Genomic DNA, 18874 nt, shown 5'->3' on the forward strand with positions numbered 1-18874 from the left:
GTCCCCGCAGCGGGTGGGAGCGGCCACATCCCGGTAACGCAAGGTCGAATTCGGCGACAACACCGAGTAGTCGACGCCGTTCGGGGCGCTGCCACGAGACCTTGCGAGGGGACGATGAGCGATCACCGCGATCCTGCCGGAGCTCGCCTCGACGAGCTCCTGGACGCGTGGTGCCGGGAGATCGACGAGGTGCCGGTGCCGCGGCTGCTGGCCCCGGTGCGCGCCGTCGACGTCGTCATCGAGGCGAAGAAGCGCGGCCGGGTGCCTGCGCCCCCCGACGGCGCAGGCACCCGGCCACCGGGCGATGCGCGTGAAGAGGCATTTTAGCTCCCCGAAGGGGCATTGATCACGATTCGTCCGGCAAAAGTTACGAACGGTCACTCGGGCGACGGCCGAGACCGCTCACGAGCCGCAGGATCGCCAGCAGCACGACGGCGCCGAGGATGGCCACGCCGAAGCTGGGGAAGTCGAAGTCGAACGTCTTCGACTGGCCGGTCGCGAGCCGGTAGACCAGCCCGCCGAGCGCCGCGCCGACCACGCCGACGAGCACGCTGACCAGGCAGCCTTGCCGGCGCCGGTCCCGGCCGCCGACGACGAGGTTCGCCGCCCAGCCGACGATCGCGCCGAAGATCACCCATGCGACGAAACCCATGGCGGGAGCTTACGCGGGCCGATCGACCGAGATGCACAAGAGTCATTGCACAAGAGGTCTTGTACAACTACTCTTGTACGTCATGAGCGACGAGGTCCGGGACATCCGGGATTCGAAGGTGCTGGCGGCGGTGTCGCACCCGCTGCGGCGCCGGTTGATGGAACTGCTCCACCTGGACGGCCCGGCGACGGCGTCGATGCTGGCCGGGAAGACGGACCAGGCGGTGGGCAACATCAGCCACCACATGAAGGTGCTGGCGGCGGCCAAGCTGGTCGAAGTGGCGCCCGAGCTGGCACGCGACCAGCGGGAACGCTGGTGGAAGCGATCCGTGAAGACCCTCCGGTGGGCGTCCGCGGACTTCCCGGACGACCCCGTCGCCGAGGCTGCCGAGGTGCTGACCCTCGATCACCAGATGGCGGTCGCGCGCGAGTGGCTCGCGACGCGCGAGACCTACCCCCCGGAGTGGCGGGGCGTGGCGTTCAGCACGGACACCTGGATGCGCCTGTCCGCCGCCGAGCTCGAAGAGCTGAACGAGCGGGTTCTGCTGCTGCTGGCCGAGTTCGAGGACCGGACCGAGCCCGGTGACGGCGTCGAGCGCCGTCCGGTCTTCTTCGCCGCGCGGGCTTCGCTGGGCAAGCCGTGAAGGGGCTCTGGGGGAACAGGGACTTCGGGCTGCTCTGGACCGGCGAGACCACGAGCATGCTCGGCAGCATGGTCGCGAGCACGGCGTTGCCGCTGGTCGCGGTGCTCACGCTGCAAGCGAGCACCTTCCAAGTCGGCGTGCTGACGGCGGTTGCGTGGCTGCCGTGGCTGGTGATCGGGCTGCCCGCCGGCGCGTGGGTCGACCGGCTGCCGAAGCGGCCGGTGATGCTGGTCTGCAACACGGTGTCGATGGCGGTGTTCGGCAGCGTCCCGGTCGCGGCCGCCTTCGGCGCGCTGACCATGCCGTACCTGCTGGTTGCGGCCCTCCTCGGCGGCGCCGCCAAGGTCTTCTTCAGCCTCGCCTACCGCGCGTACCTCCCGGCGCTGGTCGGCCAGGACGAGCTCCTGGGGGCCAACGCCAAGATCCAGGGCAGCGAGTCCGCGACGCAGGTCGCCGGGCCGGGCCTGGCCGGGCTGCTGGCGCAGGCGTTCGGCCCGGTCAGCGGGATCCTCGCGGACGCGGTCAGCTTCGGGATCTCCGTGCTGTGCGTGCGGGGGATCCGGGTGCGCGAGACCGTCGCCCCGGCCGAACGCACGCCCTTGCGCAGCCAGATCGCCGAAGGACTGCGGTTCGTCGCCCATGACCGGTACCTGCGGTCGATGATGGCCTTCGCCGCCGCCTCGAACCTCGCGCTCACCGGGTACACGTCCATCCAGATCGTCTTCCTGTCCCGCACGCTCGGCGCCGGGCCCGGACTCGTCGGCCTGGTCCTCGCCCTGGCCGCGGTGGGCGGGGTGCTCGGCGCGATGCTGGCCGCCCGGCTCGGCGCGCGCTTCGGCGCCGCGCGGGCGTTCCTGCTCTGCGAGGCCTTCGCGGCCCCGATGATGCTGCTCGGCCCGCTCGCCGGACCGGGCGCCGGCCTGGTGCTGTTCGTGCTCGCGGACTTCGGCGTCTGCGCGGGCGTCGTCGCTTCGAACGTGCTGACCGCGACGTTCCGGCAGCGCTACTGCCCGCCCGAGCTGTTCGGGCGGATCACCTCGAGCGCCTCCCTCGTCGCCTACGGCACGATCCCGCTGGCCGGGGTGCTCGGCGGCGCGCTGGGCGAGGCGATCGGCGTCCGCGAGACGCTCTGGGTCGCCGCCGTGGCGCTGATCGCGGCGCTCCCGCTGCTCGCGCCGTACCGGAAGCTGCGCGACTTCCCGGTCAGAGCAGCAGGACGTCCACCTCGTCGCCTTCCGCAGCCGATGTGACGTCTTCCGGCAGCACGATCAGGCAGTTGGCCTGCGTGAACGCGGCCAGCAGGTGCGAACCGGGGCCGCCGCGGGGCCCGACGACCCCGGTGACCTCGCCGTCGGACGGCGTGAAGACGCCCCGGCGGTACTGGCGGCGTCCGCCCGGCGAGGACATCGCCTCGGTCAGCCGGGCCCGCACGCGCCGCCGCGTGACGTCGGTGTGGCCCATCGCCGTCAGCAGCGCCGGGCGCAGGAACGCCTCGAACGACACGAGGACGCTGACGGGGTTGCCGGGCAGCGTCACCACCGGCACGCCCTGCCAGCGCCCGCAGCCCTGCGGCCCGCCCGGCTGCATCGCGATCTTCGCGAACTCGACGCCCTGACCGGTCAGCGCGTCCTTCACCACTTCGTACGCGCCCGCGCTGACCCCGCCGGAGGTGACCAGCAGGTCGGCGTCGGCCAGCTTCGGCTCGATGACCTTGCGGAACTCCTCGACGTCGTCGACAACGCTGCGGACCACCTCGACCTCGCAGCCGAGCTCGCGGACCGCCGCGGCGAGCATCACGCTGTTGGACTCGTAGATCTGGCCGTGCCGCAGCGGCGCCGGCGCGTCGATCAGCTCGGTGCCGGTCGAGGCGATCAGCACCCGCAGCGGCCGGTGCACCCGGACCTCGGCGAGCCCGACGGCGGCCGCCAGACCCAGCTGCGAGTGGCCCAGGACGGTCCCGGCGGACAGCGCGATGCTGCCTTCGACGACGTCCTCGCCGGTGTGCCGGATGTGCGCGCCTTCCTTGGCCGCGGCGGAGATCGTCACGGTTCCGGTGCCGCCGTCGGTGTCCTCGACCATCACGACGGCGTCCGCGCCGGGCGGCAGCGGGGCGCCGGTCATGATCCGGTGCGCCGTGCCCGGTTCGAGCGTTCCGACGTCGACGCGGCCCGCCGGGATGTCGTCGGCGACCGGCAGGGTCACCGGCACTTGCGAGACGTCGGCGGCGCGGACCGCGTAGCCGTCCATCGCCGAGTTGTCGAAGGGCGGGAGGGAAACGCCGGCCCGCACGTCCTCGGCCAGGACGAGGCCGGCCGCGGCGGCGAGGGGCAGGGCGGTCGCGGGGGAGGTGCCCAGGAGCGCGGCAACCCGGTCGCGGTAGTCGTCGACGGAGATCACCGGACCATCCTCCACCCCCGGGAGGGGCGTGCAAGACTCTGCGTCGTTCGAGAGCACGCCATCGGGGAGTACGCATGCAGGTCCAGGTCCGTCAACAGCCCTCGTTCGCCGTCGCCCGGCTGATGCTGGCGCCCGGCGAGCCGTGCCAGGTCGAATCCGGCGCGATGATGGCCACCAGCTACGGCGTGCAGGTCCAGTCCCAGTCGCAGGGCGGGATCATGAAGGGCCTCGGCCGCGCGTTCCTCTCCGGCGAGTCCTTCTTCATCTCCACCTTCACCGCGCCGCAGAACGGCGGCTGGGTCGACGTCGCGGCCAACCTGCCCGGCGACATCCAGGTGATCCCCCTCGACGGCCGGACCGGCTGGGCCGTCACCCGCGGCTGCTGGCTCGCGTCGTCGCACGGCGTGCAGACCGAGACGAAGTGGGGCGGGATGAAGAACCTGATGGGCGGCGAAGGCGGGTTCCTGACGCACGCCACCGGCCAGGGCCAGCTGCTCGTCGCCTGCTACGGCGCGGTCGAGACCATCACCCTGCAGCAGGGGGAGATGGTCACCGTCGACACCGGGCACGTCGTCGCGTACGCCGACACCGTGCAGTACCAGATCCGGAAGGTCGCGACGGGCATCATCCAGTCCATGAAGAGCGGTGAAGGTCTCGTGTTCGACTTCGTCGGTCCCGGCCAGATCATGACGCAGACGCGCAACCCGTCGGCGCTGGTCAGCTGGATCGTCTCGCACGTACCGTCCCGCTGATGCGCGTCCAGACCCGGCACACCCCCGGCTTCGGCGTCGCCCGCGTCCTGCTCGACCCGGGCGAGTCCGTGCAGGCCGCGCCCGAGACGCTGCTCGCCAGCCGCTTCGGCGTCACCGAGGCACCGGCGGGCCGCGGCGGTGTCCGCGCGGGCAAGTCCACGACGGCCGTCTACACCGCGCCCGCGGACGGCGGCTGGATCGACTTCGCGCCGCTGCGCCCCGGCGACGTCTACCCGCTCGACCTCGGCGGCGGCACCGGCTGGTCGGTCCACCGCGACGCCGTGCTGGTGCGGCCGTCGTCGGTCCGGCACGACCCGAACTGGACACCGCTGCAGCAGCTCTTCGGCGCCGACTCCGGGTTCCTCGACCACTACAGCGGAACCGGGCCCCTCGTGCTGGCCGCGCCCGGTCCGGTGGACGCCTTCGAGCTCGGCAAGGGCGAGCTGGTCACCGTCCGGCCGGACTACCTGCTGGCCTACCCCGACACCGTGCAGTGCCGCTTGCGGGCACTCGATCCCGGCGGGTCGCAGTCGGTGCGCACGGGCGAAGGGCTCGCGGTCGACTTCGCGGGGCCCGGGACGGTGCTCGTGCAAGCGCGCAACAGCCGCCTTTCCCACCCGTGATCTTCGGACGAATTGCCCATTGCCGAGGGGAATAATTCCGGTAGCGTGATTGGCACTTCCGCCGCTGGCATCCGCTCGGGCCAGCGGATCCTTTGTGCTGAGGGAGGGCGCCGTGGCTGTCGGCACCGTCAAATGGTTCAACTCGGAAAAGGGCTACGGGTTCATCGAATCCACCGAAGGACCGGACGTGTTCGTCCACTATTCGGCCATTCAGGCCGACGGATTCCGCACTTTGGACGAAGGCGACCGCGTCGAGTTCGAAGTCCAGTCCGGGCGCGACGGCCGGAGCCAGGCGGCGGACGTGCGCAAGGTGGCGTCGACACCCTGATCACCCGATTGGCGAACCCCCGGCAGGCTCGGAACCAGGGACGTTAGGCTGCCGGGCGTGACAGGCGATGTGTCGGGGGACCTCACCGGTCGCCGGCTGGGCAACTACCGCATCGACGGGGTCCTCGGCAAGGGCGGCATGAGCGTGACCTACAAGGCCACGGACGTGCGTCTCGGCCGCAAGGTGGCGCTGAAGGTCATCGGTGACCACCTCGGGGCCGACGCCGAGTTCCGCGAGCGGTTCGTCGACGAGGCGCGCAACACGTCCGCGATCGACCACGCCAACGTCGTGCCGCTGTACGACTTCGGCGAGCTCGACGGCATGCTCTACATCGCCATGCGCATGGTCGACGGCGGCGATCTCGCCGACCTGATCGCGGGCGGCCCGATCGCGCCCGCGCGCACCCTGACGATGCTCGACCAGGTCGCGGACGCCCTCGACACCCTGCACAACCGTGGTCTGGTCCACCTCGACGTCAAGCCGGCCAACGTGCTCGTGACGAAGAAGGAGACCTCGCGCGAGCACGTGTACGTCGCCGACTTCGGGCTGACGCGGCGTGGCGCGACGGGACACCGGACGCGCGGCGGCGACTTCCTCGGCTCGCCGACGTACGCGGCGCCCGAGCACCTGCGCGGCGAGCCGCTGGACGGGCGCACGGACCAGTACGCGCTGACTTGCGTGCTGTACGCGTGCTTGACGGGGAGCCCGCCGTTCAAGGGTGACGTGCCCACGGTGATCAAGGGCCACCTCAACGGCGAGCCGCCGGCGATCTCCCGTGCCGTCGCGCTGCCGCCGGCGATCGACGAGGTCATCCGCCGCGGCATGGCCAAGAGCCCGGCCGACCGCTACCCCAGCTGCGTCGAGCTGATCGCGGCCGCCCGCCGCGCGCTGGGCGCCCAGGCGGCGTCGGACACCCCACCGGGTCCTCCCGGGTCCAATTCGGGTGGAATCCCCGCGCCGCAGCGTCCCGGTCAGGTACAACAGGGGCCGCACCAGAACAGCGCACCGCAGGGAGAGGGGGCCCCCGTGCACCCGTACGGAGGACAGCAGCCCGGCTACGGCCAGCAGCCCGGGCCGCAGGGGCCGCCCCAGGGGATGCCGCCGCAGGGCATGCCGCCGCAGGGCCCGCCGCCCGGATACGGCTACCCCCAGCAGGGGCCGCCGCAGGGGATGCCGCCCCAGGGCATGCCGCAGGGGCCGCCGCCGGGTTACGGCTACCCGCAGGGCCCGCCGCCCGGCTACGGCCAGGACCCGATGCGGCTGCGTCCCCCGATGCCGGCCGGCGGCGCGGGCGCGTTCCACCAGCCGCAGAGCAGCGGCGGCAAGAAGTGGATCTTCCTCGTCCTGGGCCTGGTCGTGGTGGCCGGCCTGATCGTCGGCGCGATCTTGCTCTTCAGCGGCGACGACAGCGGTGGTGGCGGCCAGACGACCGCCCCGAACATCCCGGTCGGCCCGGGCGACTCGCAGACCAACCCGACGTCGTCGCTGAACGCCCCGCCGACGTCGATCTCCATCAAGCCGGGCAACTGACCCGAGCCCGGACGTCATGAACGGGTCGTTCATGTCGTCCGGCGCCCTGAACGAGTCGTTCATGACATCGCCGGAGCGGGCTTGATCGTGCCGCGCTGAGCTGGCCTTCTTGCACTCTCCCCCGCAGAGTGCTAAACACGGACTTGGCACTCGACGCCGTCGAGTGCCAAAGGTCGGGACGGTGAGGCTGGCCCCCACCCGGGTCCAGTCGTCCGTCGCGGGCACCGAGCCTGGCCGAGGAAAGAGTCCTGCTGCCGCCGCTGCAAAGCACCACAGCGCGGCGGCGGCCCCCAATACCGGAGGACCACACCGCAATGGCCAAACTGATCGCGTTCGACGAGGACGCCCGCCGCGGTCTCGAGCGTGGCTTGAACATCCTCGCCGAAGCCGTCAAGGTGACCCTCGGCCCGCGGGGCCGGAACGTCGTGCTCGAAAAGAAGTGGGGCGCGCCGACGATCACCAACGACGGTGTCTCCATCGCCAAGGAGATCGAGCTCGAAGACCCGTGGGAGAAGATCGGGGCCGAGCTCGTCAAGGAAGTTGCCAAGAAGACCGACGACGTCGCGGGTGACGGCACCACCACCGCCACCGTGCTCGCCCAGGCCCTGGTCAAGGAAGGCCTGCGCAACGTCGCGGCCGGAGCCGACCCGATCAGCCTGAAGCGCGGCATCGAGGCGGCTGTCGAGGCCATCACCGAGCAGCTGCACAAGGCCGCCGTCCAGATCGAGACCAAGGAGCAGATCGCTGCTACCGCCTCGATCTCGGCCGCTGACCGCACCATCGGCGAGCTGATCGCCGAGGCGCTGGACAAGGTCGGCAAGGAAGGCGTCGTCACCGTCGAGGAGAGCAACACCTTCGGTCTCGAGCTCGAGCTCACCGAGGGCATGCGCTTCGACAAGGGCTACATCTCGGGCTACTTCGTGACGGACCCGGAGCGTCAGGAAGCCGAGCTGGAGGACCCCTACGTCCTCCTCTTCGGCTCGAAGATCTCCACCGTCAAGGACGTCCTGCCGCTGCTGGAGAAGGTCATCCAGTCCGGCAAGCCGCTGCTGATCATCGCCGAGGACGTCGAGGGCGAGGCCCTGGCCACCCTCATCGTCAACAAGATGCGCGGCACCTTCAAGTCCGTCGCCGTCAAGGCCCCGGGCTTCGGTGACCGCCGCAAGGCGATCCTGCAGGACATCGCGATCCTGACCGGTGGCCAGGTCATCTCCGAGGACGTCGGCCTCAAGCTGGAGAACGCGGACCTGTCCCTGCTGGGCAAGGCCCGCAAGGCCGTCATCACCAAGGACGAGACGACCATCGTCGAGGGTGCGGGCGACGCCGACCAGATCCAGGGTCGCGTCAACCAGATCCGCGCCGAGATCGAGAACTCGGACTCGGACTACGACCGCGAGAAGCTGCAGGAGCGGCTCGCGAAGCTGGCCGGCGGCGTGGCCGTCATCAAGGCCGGCGCCGCGACCGAGGTCGAGCTCAAGGAGCGCAAGCACCGCATCGAGGACGCGGTGCGCAACGCCAAGGCCGCCGTCGAAGAGGGCATCGTCGCCGGTGGTGGCGTCGCTCTCATCCAGGCTGCCGAGGCTGCTTTCGCGGGCCTGAAGCTCGAGGGCGACGAGGCCACTGGCGCCAACATCGTCAAGGTGGCCGTCGAGGCCCCGCTCAAGCAGATCGCGATCAACGCCGGCCTCGAAGGCGGCGTCGTGGTGGAGAAGGTCAAGGGCCTGCCGCAGGGTCACGGCCTCAACGCCGCCACGGGTGTCTACGAGGACCTGCTCGCCGCCGGCGTGCCGGACCCGACGAAGGTCACCCGCTCCGCGCTGCAGAACGCCGCTTCCATCGCGGCGCTGTTCCTGACCACCGAGGCCGTCGTGGCGGACAAGCCGGAGAAGGCTTCGGCCGCTCCCGCCGACCCGTCCGGTGGCATGGGTGGCATGGACTTCTGAGTCCGGTCGCTTGAAAAGAGCCCGGTCCGCTTCGGCGGGCCGGGCTCTTTTTCGCCCTATGGCTTGGTGAAGAACCAGACGGCGTAGGCGCCGAGGATGACGACACCGAGCGCGAGCACGCCGAGGCCCCCGAGCCAGGCGGTGCTCGCTTCTTCGACCTCCAGCGCGACGACGATGGCGCCGATCCCGGTGAGCAGGATCCAGATCGCCAGCCCGGCGGCGGTGTAGAGCACGGTCTTGGTGACGCTCGTGCTGCCGGTGTCGTTGAAGGCGAGCGCGAAGAAGGCGGAGAAGGCGGTCAGCCCCAGCCCGGCGATCAGGTAGAGCCCGCCCAAGATCCCGACCACGATCTTCGCGGCCTGTCTGCTCCCTTGATCCACGACCGCGAACCCTAACCCCTCGTACGGGGTTCGCGGTGAGCTTTTGGGCTGGTCGGACCACGACACTACGCCGAACGGCCCGGACGTCCCCTTGGCGTCCGGGCCGTTCTCGGTGTACCCCCGATCATCCGGCGGGCACCGGCTCCCCCTGCGAGCCGGCGCCCGCCCGGGTTCAGGAGCCTTCTTCGGGAGTCAGGATCGCGGCGGCGATGTAGACCGGAATGGCGATCCCGACGGAAAGGAAGACGGCGGCGACCATGCCGATGCGGAGCACGCTGGCGTCGATGCCGAGGTAGGTGGCCCAGCCACCGCAGACGCCGGTGAGCATCTTGTCGCCGGTGCTGCGGCGGAGCTTCTTGGTTTCGGGGGTGTACACGCTGTTCGTCATGCAGCAATGTTCGCTCGCCGGGGCCCCGGCCCACATCGGGAACGGCCCGGACCCCGACCCTGAACTTGCCCTCGGGGAAAACCACGTGCCCGCCGGGGTGGGTGCCCGGTACAACTGCCGACCATGAAGCACGACACCCCGGAGTTCGCCGCGATCGCCGAGCGGGGCACGATCCTGCGCTGCCAGGTCGGGTCCGGACTGCACGGTACCGCCGTCGACGGTCAGGACGACCGCGACGAAATGGGGCTGTGCGTGGAGCCGGCCGAGTACGTCAGCGGGCTGCGACGGTTCGAGCAGTACGTCTTCCGCAGCCAGCCCGACCGGGCCTGGGCTGACCAGTGGCTCGTGCGGGCCTACGACTCGGCCTGGCAGGCGGCTTGACGTCGTGAGTGGGAAACAGTGTTCTAACGCTGTTTCTCACTCACGACAAGCCGCGCACCCGCTCGAGCCGGGCTTCCCACGCGGCTTGCGCGTCGGCCGGGGCCGGGTACGCCTCCGTGGGCTCCGGAGCCTGGCGCAGCACCGGCAGGTATCCGTCCACAGGGGACAGTGATGACGCGGAGACGTCGCCTTCCAGCAACGAAATCGTCCCCAGCCCACAAGCGAATTCCAGCTCCGGCAGCGCACCCGCCAATGCCAGTCCCGCCGCCAGGCCGACGCTCGTCTCCACCGCCGACGACACCACGCACGGCAGCGCGCACGCCTCCGCGACCTCCAGCGCCCGGCGCACGCCGCCGAGGGGGGCCACCTTCAGCACCGCGATGTCCGCCGCCCCCGCGACCGCCACCTTCAGCGGGTCCTCCGCGCGGCGGATCGACTCGTCGGCCGCGATGCGGACCGGCACCCGGCGGCGGACCGCCGCCAGGTCCTCGATCGTCGGGCACGGCTGCTCGGCGTACTCCAAGCCGCCCGCCGCCTTGTCGAGGTCCGTGATCGCGCGGACCGCCGTGTCGACGTCCCAGGCCATGTTCGCGTCGATCCGCACCGCGCCCGACGGGCCGAGCGCGTCGCGGACCGCCGCCACCCGCTCGCAGTCGTCCGACAGCGACGAACGCGGATCCGCCACCTTGACCTTCGCCGTCCGGCAGCCGGACGCGCGGACCAGTTCGTACGCCTTCTCCGGGCCGACGACCGGGACCGTCGTGTTCACCTCGACCCGGTCGCGCACCGGCGCCGGCCACCCGGTTTCGCTCGCTTCCAGCGCCGCGTGCAGCCAAGGGACGCTCTCGGCGTCCGAGTAGTCGGCGAACGGGCAGAACTCGCCCCAGCCCGCCGGGCCGGGCAGGAGGACGCCCTCCCGGACCGTGATGCCGCGGAACCGGTTGCGCAGGGGGATCGCGTAGACCTTCATCGTCGCCGATCATGCCACCCCCGACTTCGGCGAACGGGTGCCGAACAGCGCGTTTCCGGCCAGAATGGCTCCGTGGTCCTCGACTTCCGCGTGCTGGGTCCGGCCGAGGTCACGGCAGACGGCCACCCGGTGCCGCTCGGGGGCAGCCGGCCGCTGATCGTCTTGGCCGGGCTTTTGCTGCGCGCGAACCGGGTCGTGCCGGTCGACGAGCTCGGCCGCTGGCTCTGGAACGACGACCGCCGCCGTTCCAAGGGCGCGCTCCAGACGTACGTCCTGCGCCTGCGCCGCGCCCTCGGCGACCAGGTCGCGATCCGCACCGAGAGCGGCGGCTACCTGATCGAGCTCGACGACGACCTGCTCGACCTCTCCCGGTTTCGCGCCCTCGCCGTCCGGGGCAAGGCCGCGATGGACCGCGGCGAAAGCCGGCGAGCGGCCGCGCACTTCGCCGAGGCGCTCGGGCAGTGGCGCGGTGCGGCGCTGCTGAACGTCGAGTCGGACGCGCTGCACCGCGACGAAGTCGGTCAGCTCGCCGAGGAACGGCTGCGCGTTCGCGAGCAGTGGGCGGACGCGCTGCTCGACGTCGGCGAGTACGGCACGGTCGTCCCCGAACTGACTCGGCTGACCAGGGAAAACCCGTTGCGGGAGCGGCTGCACGAGCAGCTGATGGTCGCGCTGTACCGGTCCGGCCGGCAGGCCGAGGCCCTCGACGTCCACCGCCGGATCAGCGGCGTGCTGGCCGAGGAGCTGGGCCTCGACCCCGGGCCGTCGCTGCAGCGCACCCGCCAGGCGATCCTCACCGGCGCCGACGACGCCGCACCCACGCTGGCGCGCTACCGGCTCGGCGTCGAACCGCAGGTGCCGCACCAGCTGCCGGCCGACCTGCGGGCCTTCTCCGGGCGCGAGTGCGACCTCAAGGCGCTGCACGCATTGCTGCCCGAGGCGATCGACGCCGGCACGTCGACGCCGATCGCGTCCGTCGAGGGCATGGGCGGCATCGGCAAGACGACCCTGGCCGTGCACTTCGCCCACGAGATCGCCGACCGGTTCCCCGGCGGGCAGGTCTATCTCGACCTGCGCGGCTACGGGCCCGGCGAGCCGATCGAGCCGTCCGCGGCGCTGGAGACGATGCTCACCGCGCTCGGCGTGCCGTGCGACCAGATCCCGGGCGACCTCGACGGCCGCGCGGCGAGCTGGCGGACGCACAGCGCGGGACGGCGGCTGCTGGTCCTGCTCGACAACGCCAACCGCACCGAGCAGGTGCGCCCGCTGCTGCCCGGGCCGGGCTGCCTGGTCGTGATCACGAGCCGTTGGCAGCTGCGCGCGCTGGTCGCGACGCACGGCGCGCGGCGGATCGCGCTGGAGGAACTCGGCGAGGAGGACGCCGTCGAGCTGCTCGCGTCGGCGATCGGGCTCGACCGGGTGGCGCGCGATCCCGCCGCGACCGAGCGGTTCGTGCGCCACTGCGGCGGGCTGCCGCTGGCGATCCGGATCCTCGCGGTGCGGGCGGCGCAGTTCCCCGACCTGGCGCTCGGCGAGTTCGTCGACTCGCTCGAGGCCGACCTGCTCGGCTCGTTCGACCTCGCCGACGGCGAAGGGACGAACATCCGCTCGGTGTTTTCGTACTCCTACCAGGCGCTGGAGCCGCCGACGGCGCGGTTGCTGCGGCTGCTCGGGCTGCCCACCGGCGTCGACTTCACCGCGCCGGCGGCGGCCGCGGTCGCCGGGCTGGACGTCACGACGACGCGGCCGATGCTGGAGACCCTCGCCGCCGCGCACCTGCTCGCTCAGCCGCGGCCGGGCCGCTACCAGTTCCACGACCTCATCCGGGCGTACGCCGGCGAAGTCGCTTCGCAGGTCGACTCGGCTTCGGAACGCGACGCCGCTCTGGATCGGCTGCTGGACTGGTACCTGGCGTCGGCGCTGAACGCGTCACGGCGGATGCGGCCGGAGCGCTACTACCGGCTGCTGGACCTCGACGACCTCGGCGTCGGCCTGGCGTTCGCGTCCTACCACGACGCATTGGCCTGGTTCGGTGACGAAGCCGGCAACCTGATCGCCGCGGTGCACCTGGCGCGGCGCCGGCGTGACGACGTCTGCTGGAAGCTCGCTTGGTTGCTGCAGAGCTACTTCGTGACGCGTTCGCGGCTCGACGAGTGGCGCTCGGTGTTCGCGGTGGCGCTCGAAGCGGCGCGGGCCGGCGGTCACCGGCCGGGCGAGGCGGGCATCCTGAGCGGGCTCGGCGTGGTCAACGGTGTCGCGCGGCAGTACGACGAGTCGCGGCGGTTCCTGGAGCAGGTGCTGGCGATCCAGCGCGAGCTCGGTGCGCGCGAAGGCGAGGCGCGGGCGCAGTACAACCTGGCGATGGCGGCGCACAACCTCGACGACTACGCCTGGGCGTACGAACACGGGATGCAGGCGCTGGAGATCGTCCGCGAGCTGGGGCTGGGGGCGTTCGAGGCGAGTGTGCTGCGAGCACTGGGCGACATCTGCACGTCGATGGGCGATCACGACCAGGCGTTGCGGCTGGCCGACGCGGCGCTGGCGGTGCTCGGCCCGGACGGCGAGCCGGTGGACACGCGGTTCACCCAGCACACGCGCGGGCTGGCGCTGGTCGGGCTGGGCCGGGTGGACGAGGGGATCGCGTGCATCCGCGACTCGGTCTCGATGTTCTTCGAGATGGGCGAGCAGTACGAGGCGGCGGACGTGCTGGCCCAGCTGGGCACGATCCACCTGCGCCACGGGGACCGGGCGCTGGCGCGGGAGTGCTGGGTCCGCTCGGTGCGGCTGCTGACGGAGCTGGGACACCCGGACGCGGACGATGTGCGCGCGAAGCTGGCGGCTCTGGTGGGCGCCGGGAGCTGACGGGGTGCGCGTGGCGGACCGCCCGCGTGCCGACCCCCAGCGACAGCACGCAAGCCGGTCCGGCCCGCTTGTCCACTCAAGCCGATGGCGCTCACTGTCCACTCACTGTCTCGTCGGGCTGTCTCGTCGGCGGGGCGACGCCGAGCAGATCGGCCAGGGCTTCGGAGTTGCGCGGGGCCTCGACCTTCACGTCGTTGTCGAAGTAGACGTGGACGTCGCGCTTCCCGCCGTCGTGCCAGGCCCGGATCTTGTCCGCCCATCCGCGCAGGGCCCGGTCCGAATAGCCGCTGACGTACAGCTCCTCGTCGCCGTGGAGGCGGACGTAGGCGAAGTCCGCGGTCTGGTCCTCGAGGAAGGGCCACTTGCCGGCGGTGTCAGCGGTCACCAGTGCGATCCCGTGTTCCCGCAGCAACTCCTTGGCGGCGGGCTCGGCGAAGCTCGGGTGCCGGACCTCGAGCGCGTGCCGCAACGGTTTTCGCGGTCCGGCTTCGAGGTAGGGGGTGCCCTTCAGCTTGTCGTCGTGCTTGGTCGCGAGCTGGGCCGCGTCGGTCGTGGTGCGGGGTAGGAGGGCGAAGAAGTTCGTAAGCCGGTCGGGGTCGAACGTCAGTCTCGGCGGTAGCTGCCAGAGGAACGGCCCCAGCTTCGCGCCGAGAGCCAGGACTCCGGACGCGTAGAAGTTCGCCAGCGCCGTTTCGACGTCGCGCAGCTGTTTCATGTGCGTGATGAAGCGGCCGCCCTTCACCGCGAAGAGGAAGTCGGCCGGGGTCTCGTCGAACCAGGCGCGGTAGCGCTCCGGGCGCTGCAGCGAATAGAAGGAGCCGTTGATCTCGACGGCGTTCATGCGCCGCGACAGGTACTCGAGCTCGCGTCGCTGCGCGAGTTTCGGTGGGTAGAACACCCCGCGCCACGGTGGGTAGCGCCAGCCTGAGGTGCCGATCCGGATTTCGGCGATTGTTCTCACCGCCTTTCCGCGGTGGGTGGTTCCCGGGAAGGGGTGGGGCCAAACGCGGCTGCGTGGGTGGCGTCCGGACGGGTGGACCGGCGGGTGGGACGGGTGACCCAACTTGGCGGACGGTCGTCTGAGGGGGCCTTTGCAGTGTTTGCTCATGGTGTCTCCGGCGGGTGTGGGTCCGCTTCTGCCGCGGTGAAAGACTGTCCTCGCCGGACGGGCAGGCTCTGGGATGGCCTGGGGGTCGCTGTTGGCTCGCCTTTGTGGGTGGTCGCTGGGTGGTCATCCCGTCGCCTGATCGAGGCCTATCACTTTGAGCCAGGCCCGCAAGCTTGCGCTCTCTTCTCGCCTTCGTTCGCTGGTTGCGGGCCTGGCTCAAAGTGATTTGACGGCCTCAGGCGACGGGATGATCATCCAGCTCTCGTTTTCGGGCGGGTCTGGCCACCGGCCTCTGGCCAGACCGTTTACGCCCAGGAGAACCTCCACAGCCGCGACTGCACCAAGCCCGACGCGTACTCGCGCAGGTTCCCTGGTTGCCCCGCGAACGTCGGGAGGCTGAACGCCCGGTGTTCCGCCGCCACCGTCAACGCCCGCGCCTGGTTGCGCGGGGGCGCCGACACCGACAGCTCCAGCGTGTCGAACCCCAGTACCACCAGCGTCGCCCCGAAGCGGTCCTCCCAGCTGCGTAGCACTGCCGACAGCTCGGCCACCTGGTCCGTGCACTTGATCATGCCCGTCCAGCCCAGCAGGGCCGGGATGTCCGCCGGCCGCTCGGTCTGGACCAGGCCCAGCCGGTGCGGGCCGCGCGACGCGAGGATCGAGCCCGTGTTGCCCGCTTCCGCCAGCGGGTCGGACCGGCGGGGGCTGCGCTTGGCCAGGCCCGGGAACCGCGGGCCGAACGGGCGCAGGCACGCGCCGTCGCAGCAGGACGTGTCCCACCAGCGGGCCAGCGCTCCCGCCGCGTCCGCCGACGGAACGCGGTGGCCCGCCGGGGCCAGCCGGCCGCGGTCGTCGATCCAGTCTTCGCCGTTCGCCGCGAAGCGCTGGTCGTGCGGGATCAGCACCGGCCACAACCCCGACCGCTCGAACTCGGCCACGCAGCCGAGGTAGCGCTCGGGCCGGGTCAGCGGCAGGTCGGACACCCACAGCCGACCGTGCCACGCCCCCGGTGGCAGGGTCTGGACCGGCGGCGCGGGCGTACCGGGGCGGAGCGGTGCGATCGTCATGGACGTCCCCTCGAACTTGTGTTCGGCTGGTGCACGTCGAACAGTAGTTCGAGGGTCCGACAATTTCCAGCGATCCACCCGCTCATCCGTTCGAGTGAATCCACAAATCCGCAGGTCAGAGCCATGTGCGAGACGCCTGTGGCGGAAGTTGTTCCTGTGACGATTCGCTGGGCCGAAGGAGTGGCCGGGAGGTACCTGCTCGTCGCGCCGCTCAGTGGGGCACAGGTCGATCCGTAAGGACCATGACCCCGTAGATCACAGCGCCCAGCACCAGCACGATCACCGCGATCAGGACGAGCAGCACCGCGCAGCCGCCGATCACGTCGCGTTTGCGCATTTCGTCAGCGTAAGCCGCTGGAGGCGGCTTGTTCTCAGAGCGGCCGGAGCAGGTCGTCCGCGTCCACGATGTGGTACGCGTACCCCTGCTCCGCGAGGAAGCGCTGCCGGTGCGCCGCGTACTCGGTGTCGACCGTGTCGCGCGAGACGATCGAGTAGAAGTGCGCCTGACGGCCGTCGCCCTTGGGGCGCAACAGCCGGCCCAGCCGCTGGGCCTCCTCCTGCCGGGAGCCGAACGTCCCCGAGATCTGGATCGCCACCGACGCCTCGGGCAGGTCGATCGAGAAGTTCGCGACCTTCGACACCACCAGCGTCTTGATCTCGCCGCGCCGGAACTTGTCGAACAGCTCTTCGCGCTCCTTGTTGCGGGTCGCGCCCTGGATCACCGGGGCGTCGAGCTCGTCGCCGAGCATCTCCAGCTGGTCGAGGTACGCGCCGATCACCAGCGTCGGCTCGCCGGCGTGCTTCGCCACGATGGACTTGATCACCGGCGTCTTCGTCTGCGCGGTCGCGGCCAGCTTGTACCGCACGTCGGCCTCGGCCGTGGCGTAGTCCAGCCGCTCCGCGTCGGTCAGCGTCACGCGGACCTCGGTGCACTCCGCCGGCGCGATCCAGCCCTGCGCCTCGATGTCGCGCCACGGCACGTCGTAGCGCTTCGGCCCGATCAGCGAGAAGACGTCGCCCTCGCGGCCGTCCTCGCGCACCAGTGTCGCGGTCAGGCCGAGGCGCCGGCGGGACTGCAGGTCCGCCGTCATCCGGAACACCGGCGCCGGCAGCAGGTGCACCTCGTCGTAGACGACCAGGCCCCAGTCGCGCGAGTCGAACAGCTCCAGGTGCCGGTACTCGCCCTTGGTCTTGCGGGTGACCACCTGGTAGGTCGCGATGGTGACCGGCCGGACCTCCTTCTTCTCGCCGGAGTACTCGCCGATCTCCTCTTCGGTCAGCGACGTCCGCGCGATCAGCTCGCGCTTCCACTGCCGCCCGGCGACCGTGTTCGTCACCAGGATCAGCGTCGTGGCCTGTGCCTTCGCCATCGCCGCGGCGCCGACCAGCGTCTTGCCCGCGCCGCACGGCAGCACGATGACACCGGAACCGCCCGCCCAGAACGCGTCCGCGGCCATCCGCTGGTAGTCGCGCAGCTGCCAGTCCTTCTCGTCGAGGGCGATCGGGTGCGCCTCACCGTCGACGTACCCGGCGAGGTCCTCGGCCGGCCAGCCGACCTTCAGCAGCGCCTGCTTCAGCCGCCCGCGCTCGGACGGGTGCACGATGACCGTGTCCTCGTCGATCTTGGCGCCGAGCATCGGGCTGATCTTCTTGTTCCGGGAGATCTCGGTCAGCACCGCGCGGTCGGTGGTCGACATGACGAGGCCGTGCGCCGGGTGGTTGGCGATCTGCAGCCGGCCGAACCGGCCCATCACGTCGACGACGTCGATCAGCAGCGGCTGCGGCACCGGGAAGCGCGAGTACGTCGTCAGCGCGTCGACGACCTGCTCGGCGTCGTGGCCCGCGGCGCGCGCGTTCCACAAGGCCAGGGGTGTGATCCGGTAGGTGTGGACGTGCTCCGGCGCCCGTTCCAGCTCGGCGAACGGCGCGATCGCGACGCGCGCGTCACCGGCCTGGGGGTGGTCGACCTCCAGGAGCACGGTCTTGTCGGACTGGACGATCAGCGGGCCATCAGTCACAACTACTGTTATACGTGGCTCGCTCCGGCCCGCTCCCGTCGCGGGTCGCCGGTGGGACGATCTGCCGAGGGGATCACTGGAGGGCACGTTGACCACACCACCGTTCGACGACAACCCGTTCCGGTCGCCGGACTACGCGACGCCGTCCGCGCCGATGCCGGCGGCACCCGGCCGGCCGCCGATCCCGCACTGGTTCACGACGAAGGTGAAGATCACGCTCGCCGCGTGCGTCATCCTGGCGCTGGGCCTGGGTTCGCTGGGCGCGTTGACCATCTACTGGGCCGGCAGCAGCGGCCCGCCCTCCGACGGCGACTGCCTCTACCTGACGCGCGAGAGCGGCGGCAAGCTCGCCTACCACCGCGTCGGCTGCGGGACGGACAGCGCGGCCTACAAGGTCGAGGACAGCTACCGCGGGTCCGCCCGTTGCAGCCTCGGCGACTACGTGCGGTTCCAGATCACCAGCACCGGCTCCAGCACCTCGAAGACGCTCTGCCTGGCGCTGAACGTCAGCACCGGCGACTGCCTGCGCGACGTCGACGACCAGGCCACCGTCGGCAAGGTGAGCTGCAACGACCCGGCGGCGGAGGAGCGCGTCGAGGTCTTCACCGCCAGCTTCGGCAGCGAGGACGTCTGCGACGACGCCGACAAGGTGCTGATGTACGGCGGCTCGCCGCGCCGGACCCTGTGCCTGAGGCCGCCGGGCGAGAACATCTAGTGTCGCGCGTCCGAGGTTCGTCGACGGCTCGGCGGCGAGTGCGAACGTCTTGAATGAGTCATTCAGGTCTTCGGAGGTCCTGAATGACTCATTCAAGACCTTTGGTCCGGGCTACCG

At 71.0% G+C, this 18874-nt stretch carries 20 protein-coding genes; 11 read left to right on the top strand and 9 right to left on the bottom strand.

Annotation, left to right across the window (positions count from 1 at the left end):
• Positions 1–114: 114 nt before the first annotated feature.
• Entirely contained in the window at positions 115–327 is a 213-nt protein-coding gene (locus AB0M59_RS51610) for a hypothetical protein (protein WP_364631179.1), read from the top strand.
• Between the two features lie 40 nt (positions 328–367).
• Here the strand turns inward: AB0M59_RS51610 and AB0M59_RS51615 are convergent, their stop codons facing one another.
• A complete protein-coding gene (locus AB0M59_RS51615) occupies positions 368–652 on the bottom strand; it encodes a GlsB/YeaQ/YmgE family stress response membrane protein (RefSeq protein ID WP_364631182.1) in 285 nt (94 codons plus the stop codon).
• 82 nt (positions 653–734) lie between these two features.
• Between AB0M59_RS51615 and AB0M59_RS51620 the strand changes: the two genes are divergently transcribed.
• Both AB0M59_RS51620 and AB0M59_RS51625 read left to right on the top strand, forming a co-directional pair.
• Positions 735–1295 carry a helix-turn-helix domain-containing protein gene (locus AB0M59_RS51620; RefSeq protein ID WP_364631184.1) on the top strand — a complete coding sequence of 187 codons (561 nt, stop codon included), beginning with the start codon at positions 735–737 and terminating at the stop codon, positions 1293–1295.
• Positions 1292–2545 (top strand): MFS transporter, encoded by a 1254-nt coding sequence (locus tag AB0M59_RS51625; protein ID WP_364631187.1) that lies wholly within the window; start codon positions 1292–1294, stop codon positions 2543–2545. Before AB0M59_RS51620 ends, AB0M59_RS51625 begins: the two co-directional genes overlap by 4 nt.
• Here AB0M59_RS51625 and glp read toward each other — a convergent pair.
• The gene (gene glp, locus AB0M59_RS51630) at positions 2499–3692 is read right to left on the bottom strand and encodes a gephyrin-like molybdotransferase Glp (RefSeq protein WP_364631190.1); all 1194 of its coding nucleotides are present in this window, start codon (positions 3690–3692) and stop codon (positions 2499–2501) included. The genes AB0M59_RS51625 and glp overlap by 47 nt on opposite strands.
• A gap of 74 nt (positions 3693–3766) precedes the next feature.
• Between glp and AB0M59_RS51635 the strand changes: the two genes are divergently transcribed.
• The 5 genes from AB0M59_RS51635 (at position 3767) to groL (ending at position 8868) form a co-directional block, all read left to right on the top strand.
• The gene (locus tag AB0M59_RS51635) at positions 3767–4444 is read left to right on the top strand and encodes a TIGR00266 family protein (protein WP_364631193.1); all 678 of its coding nucleotides are present in this window, start codon (positions 3767–3769) and stop codon (positions 4442–4444) included.
• Complete coding sequence (locus AB0M59_RS51640) at positions 4444–5067, top strand: AIM24 family protein (RefSeq protein WP_364631195.1); 624 nt, start codon at positions 4444–4446, stop codon at positions 5065–5067. The genes AB0M59_RS51635 and AB0M59_RS51640 overlap by 1 nt, the downstream gene beginning before the upstream one ends.
• A 112-nt stretch (positions 5068–5179) precedes the next feature.
• The gene (locus AB0M59_RS51645; RefSeq protein ID WP_364364636.1) at positions 5180–5395 is read left to right on the top strand and encodes a cold-shock protein; all 216 of its coding nucleotides are present in this window, start codon (positions 5180–5182) and stop codon (positions 5393–5395) included.
• 57 nt (positions 5396–5452) lie between these two features.
• Positions 5453–6925 carry a serine/threonine-protein kinase gene (locus AB0M59_RS51650; protein WP_364631198.1) on the top strand — a complete coding sequence of 491 codons (1473 nt, stop codon included), beginning with the start codon at positions 5453–5455 and terminating at the stop codon, positions 6923–6925.
• A 314-nt stretch (positions 6926–7239) separates the two neighbouring features.
• Entirely contained in the window at positions 7240–8868 is a 1629-nt protein-coding gene (groL, locus tag AB0M59_RS51655) for a chaperonin GroEL (protein ID WP_364631201.1), read from the top strand.
• Between the two features lie 56 nt (positions 8869–8924).
• On the opposite strand, the gene AB0M59_RS51660 is transcribed toward groL, so the two are convergent.
• Positions 8925–9248 carry a hypothetical protein gene (locus AB0M59_RS51660; RefSeq protein WP_364631204.1) on the bottom strand — a complete coding sequence of 108 codons (324 nt, stop codon included), beginning with the start codon at positions 9246–9248 and terminating at the stop codon, positions 8925–8927.
• Between the two features lie 172 nt (positions 9249–9420).
• On the bottom strand, positions 9421–9636 hold the full coding sequence (locus tag AB0M59_RS51665; protein ID WP_364631207.1) for a PspC domain-containing protein: 216 nt from the start codon (positions 9634–9636) through the stop codon (positions 9421–9423).
• Positions 9637–9759: 123 nt separating this feature from the next.
• On the opposite strand from AB0M59_RS51665, the gene AB0M59_RS51670 reads away from it, so the two are divergent.
• Positions 9760–10017, top strand: a complete 258-nt coding sequence (locus AB0M59_RS51670; RefSeq protein ID WP_364631209.1) for a nucleotidyltransferase domain-containing protein — start codon at positions 9760–9762, stop codon at positions 10015–10017.
• A 40-nt stretch (positions 10018–10057) separates the two neighbouring features.
• Here AB0M59_RS51670 and AB0M59_RS51675 read toward each other — a convergent pair whose 3' ends face one another.
• A complete protein-coding gene (locus tag AB0M59_RS51675; RefSeq protein ID WP_364631212.1) occupies positions 10058–10987 on the bottom strand; it encodes an o-succinylbenzoate synthase in 930 nt (309 codons plus the stop codon).
• Between the two features lie 72 nt (positions 10988–11059).
• On the opposite strand from AB0M59_RS51675, the gene AB0M59_RS51680 reads away from it, so the two are divergent.
• Entirely contained in the window at positions 11060–13849 is a 2790-nt protein-coding gene (locus AB0M59_RS51680; RefSeq protein ID WP_364631215.1) for a BTAD domain-containing putative transcriptional regulator, read from the top strand.
• 91 nt (positions 13850–13940) lie between these two features.
• On the opposite strand, the gene AB0M59_RS51685 is transcribed toward AB0M59_RS51680, so the two are convergent.
• The 4 genes from AB0M59_RS51685 to AB0M59_RS51700 all read right to left on the bottom strand — a co-directional run bounded on the left by AB0M59_RS51685 (position 13941) and on the right by AB0M59_RS51700 (position 18042).
• Positions 13941–14810 carry a DUF72 domain-containing protein gene (locus AB0M59_RS51685; protein WP_364631218.1) on the bottom strand — a complete coding sequence of 290 codons (870 nt, stop codon included), beginning with the start codon at positions 14808–14810 and terminating at the stop codon, positions 13941–13943.
• A 452-nt stretch (positions 14811–15262) separates the two neighbouring features.
• Positions 15263–16024: a DUF4253 domain-containing protein gene (locus AB0M59_RS51690; RefSeq protein ID WP_364631221.1), complete on the bottom strand. Its 762-nt coding sequence runs from the start codon at positions 16022–16024 to the stop codon at positions 15263–15265.
• 211 nt (positions 16025–16235) lie between these two features.
• Positions 16236–16361: a hypothetical protein gene (locus AB0M59_RS51695; RefSeq protein WP_364631224.1), complete on the bottom strand. Its 126-nt coding sequence runs from the start codon at positions 16359–16361 to the stop codon at positions 16236–16238.
• A gap of 34 nt (positions 16362–16395) precedes the next feature.
• Complete coding sequence (locus tag AB0M59_RS51700) at positions 16396–18042, bottom strand: DNA repair helicase XPB (RefSeq protein WP_364631227.1); 1647 nt, start codon at positions 18040–18042, stop codon at positions 16396–16398.
• An 88-nt stretch (positions 18043–18130) separates the two neighbouring features.
• Between AB0M59_RS51700 and AB0M59_RS51705 the strand changes: the two genes are divergently transcribed.
• Positions 18131–18757 (top strand): hypothetical protein, encoded by a 627-nt coding sequence (locus tag AB0M59_RS51705; RefSeq protein WP_364631229.1) that lies wholly within the window; start codon positions 18131–18133, stop codon positions 18755–18757.
• Positions 18758–18874 lie beyond the last annotated feature (117 nt).

This window comes from Amycolatopsis sp. NPDC051371, assembly GCF_040682155.1.
GTDB lineage: Bacteria > Actinomycetota > Actinomycetes > Mycobacteriales > Pseudonocardiaceae > Amycolatopsis.

Bases quoted from the DNA above. Each gene is read 5' to 3' on its own strand.
- AB0M59_RS51610 (WP_364631179.1), top strand. From the start codon at position 115: ATGAGCGATCACCGCGATCCTGCCGGAGCTCGCCTCGACGAGCTCCTG.
- AB0M59_RS51670 (WP_364631209.1), top strand. From the start codon at position 9,760: ATGAAGCACGACACCCCGGAGTTCGCCGCGATCGCCGAGCGGGGCACG.
- groL (WP_364631201.1), top strand. From the start codon at position 7,240: ATGGCCAAACTGATCGCGTTCGACGAGGACGCCCGCCGCGGTCTCGAG.
- AB0M59_RS51615 (WP_364631182.1), bottom strand. From the start codon at position 652: ATGGGTTTCGTCGCATGGGTGATCTTCGGCGCGATCGTCGGCTGGGCG.
- AB0M59_RS51675 (WP_364631212.1), bottom strand. From the start codon at position 10,987: ATGAAGGTCTACGCGATCCCCCTGCGCAACCGGTTCCGCGGCATCACG.
- AB0M59_RS51690 (WP_364631221.1), bottom strand. From the start codon at position 16,024: ATGACGATCGCACCGCTCCGCCCCGGTACGCCCGCGCCGCCGGTCCAG.
- AB0M59_RS51620 (WP_364631184.1), top strand. From the start codon at position 735: ATGAGCGACGAGGTCCGGGACATCCGGGATTCGAAGGTGCTGGCGGCG.
- AB0M59_RS51665 (WP_364631207.1), bottom strand. From the start codon at position 9,636: ATGACGAACAGCGTGTACACCCCCGAAACCAAGAAGCTCCGCCGCAGC.
- AB0M59_RS51640 (WP_364631195.1), top strand. From the start codon at position 4,444: ATGCGCGTCCAGACCCGGCACACCCCCGGCTTCGGCGTCGCCCGCGTC.
- AB0M59_RS51635 (WP_364631193.1), top strand. From the start codon at position 3,767: ATGCAGGTCCAGGTCCGTCAACAGCCCTCGTTCGCCGTCGCCCGGCTG.
- AB0M59_RS51695 (WP_364631224.1), bottom strand. From the start codon at position 16,361: ATGCGCAAACGCGACGTGATCGGCGGCTGCGCGGTGCTGCTCGTCCTG.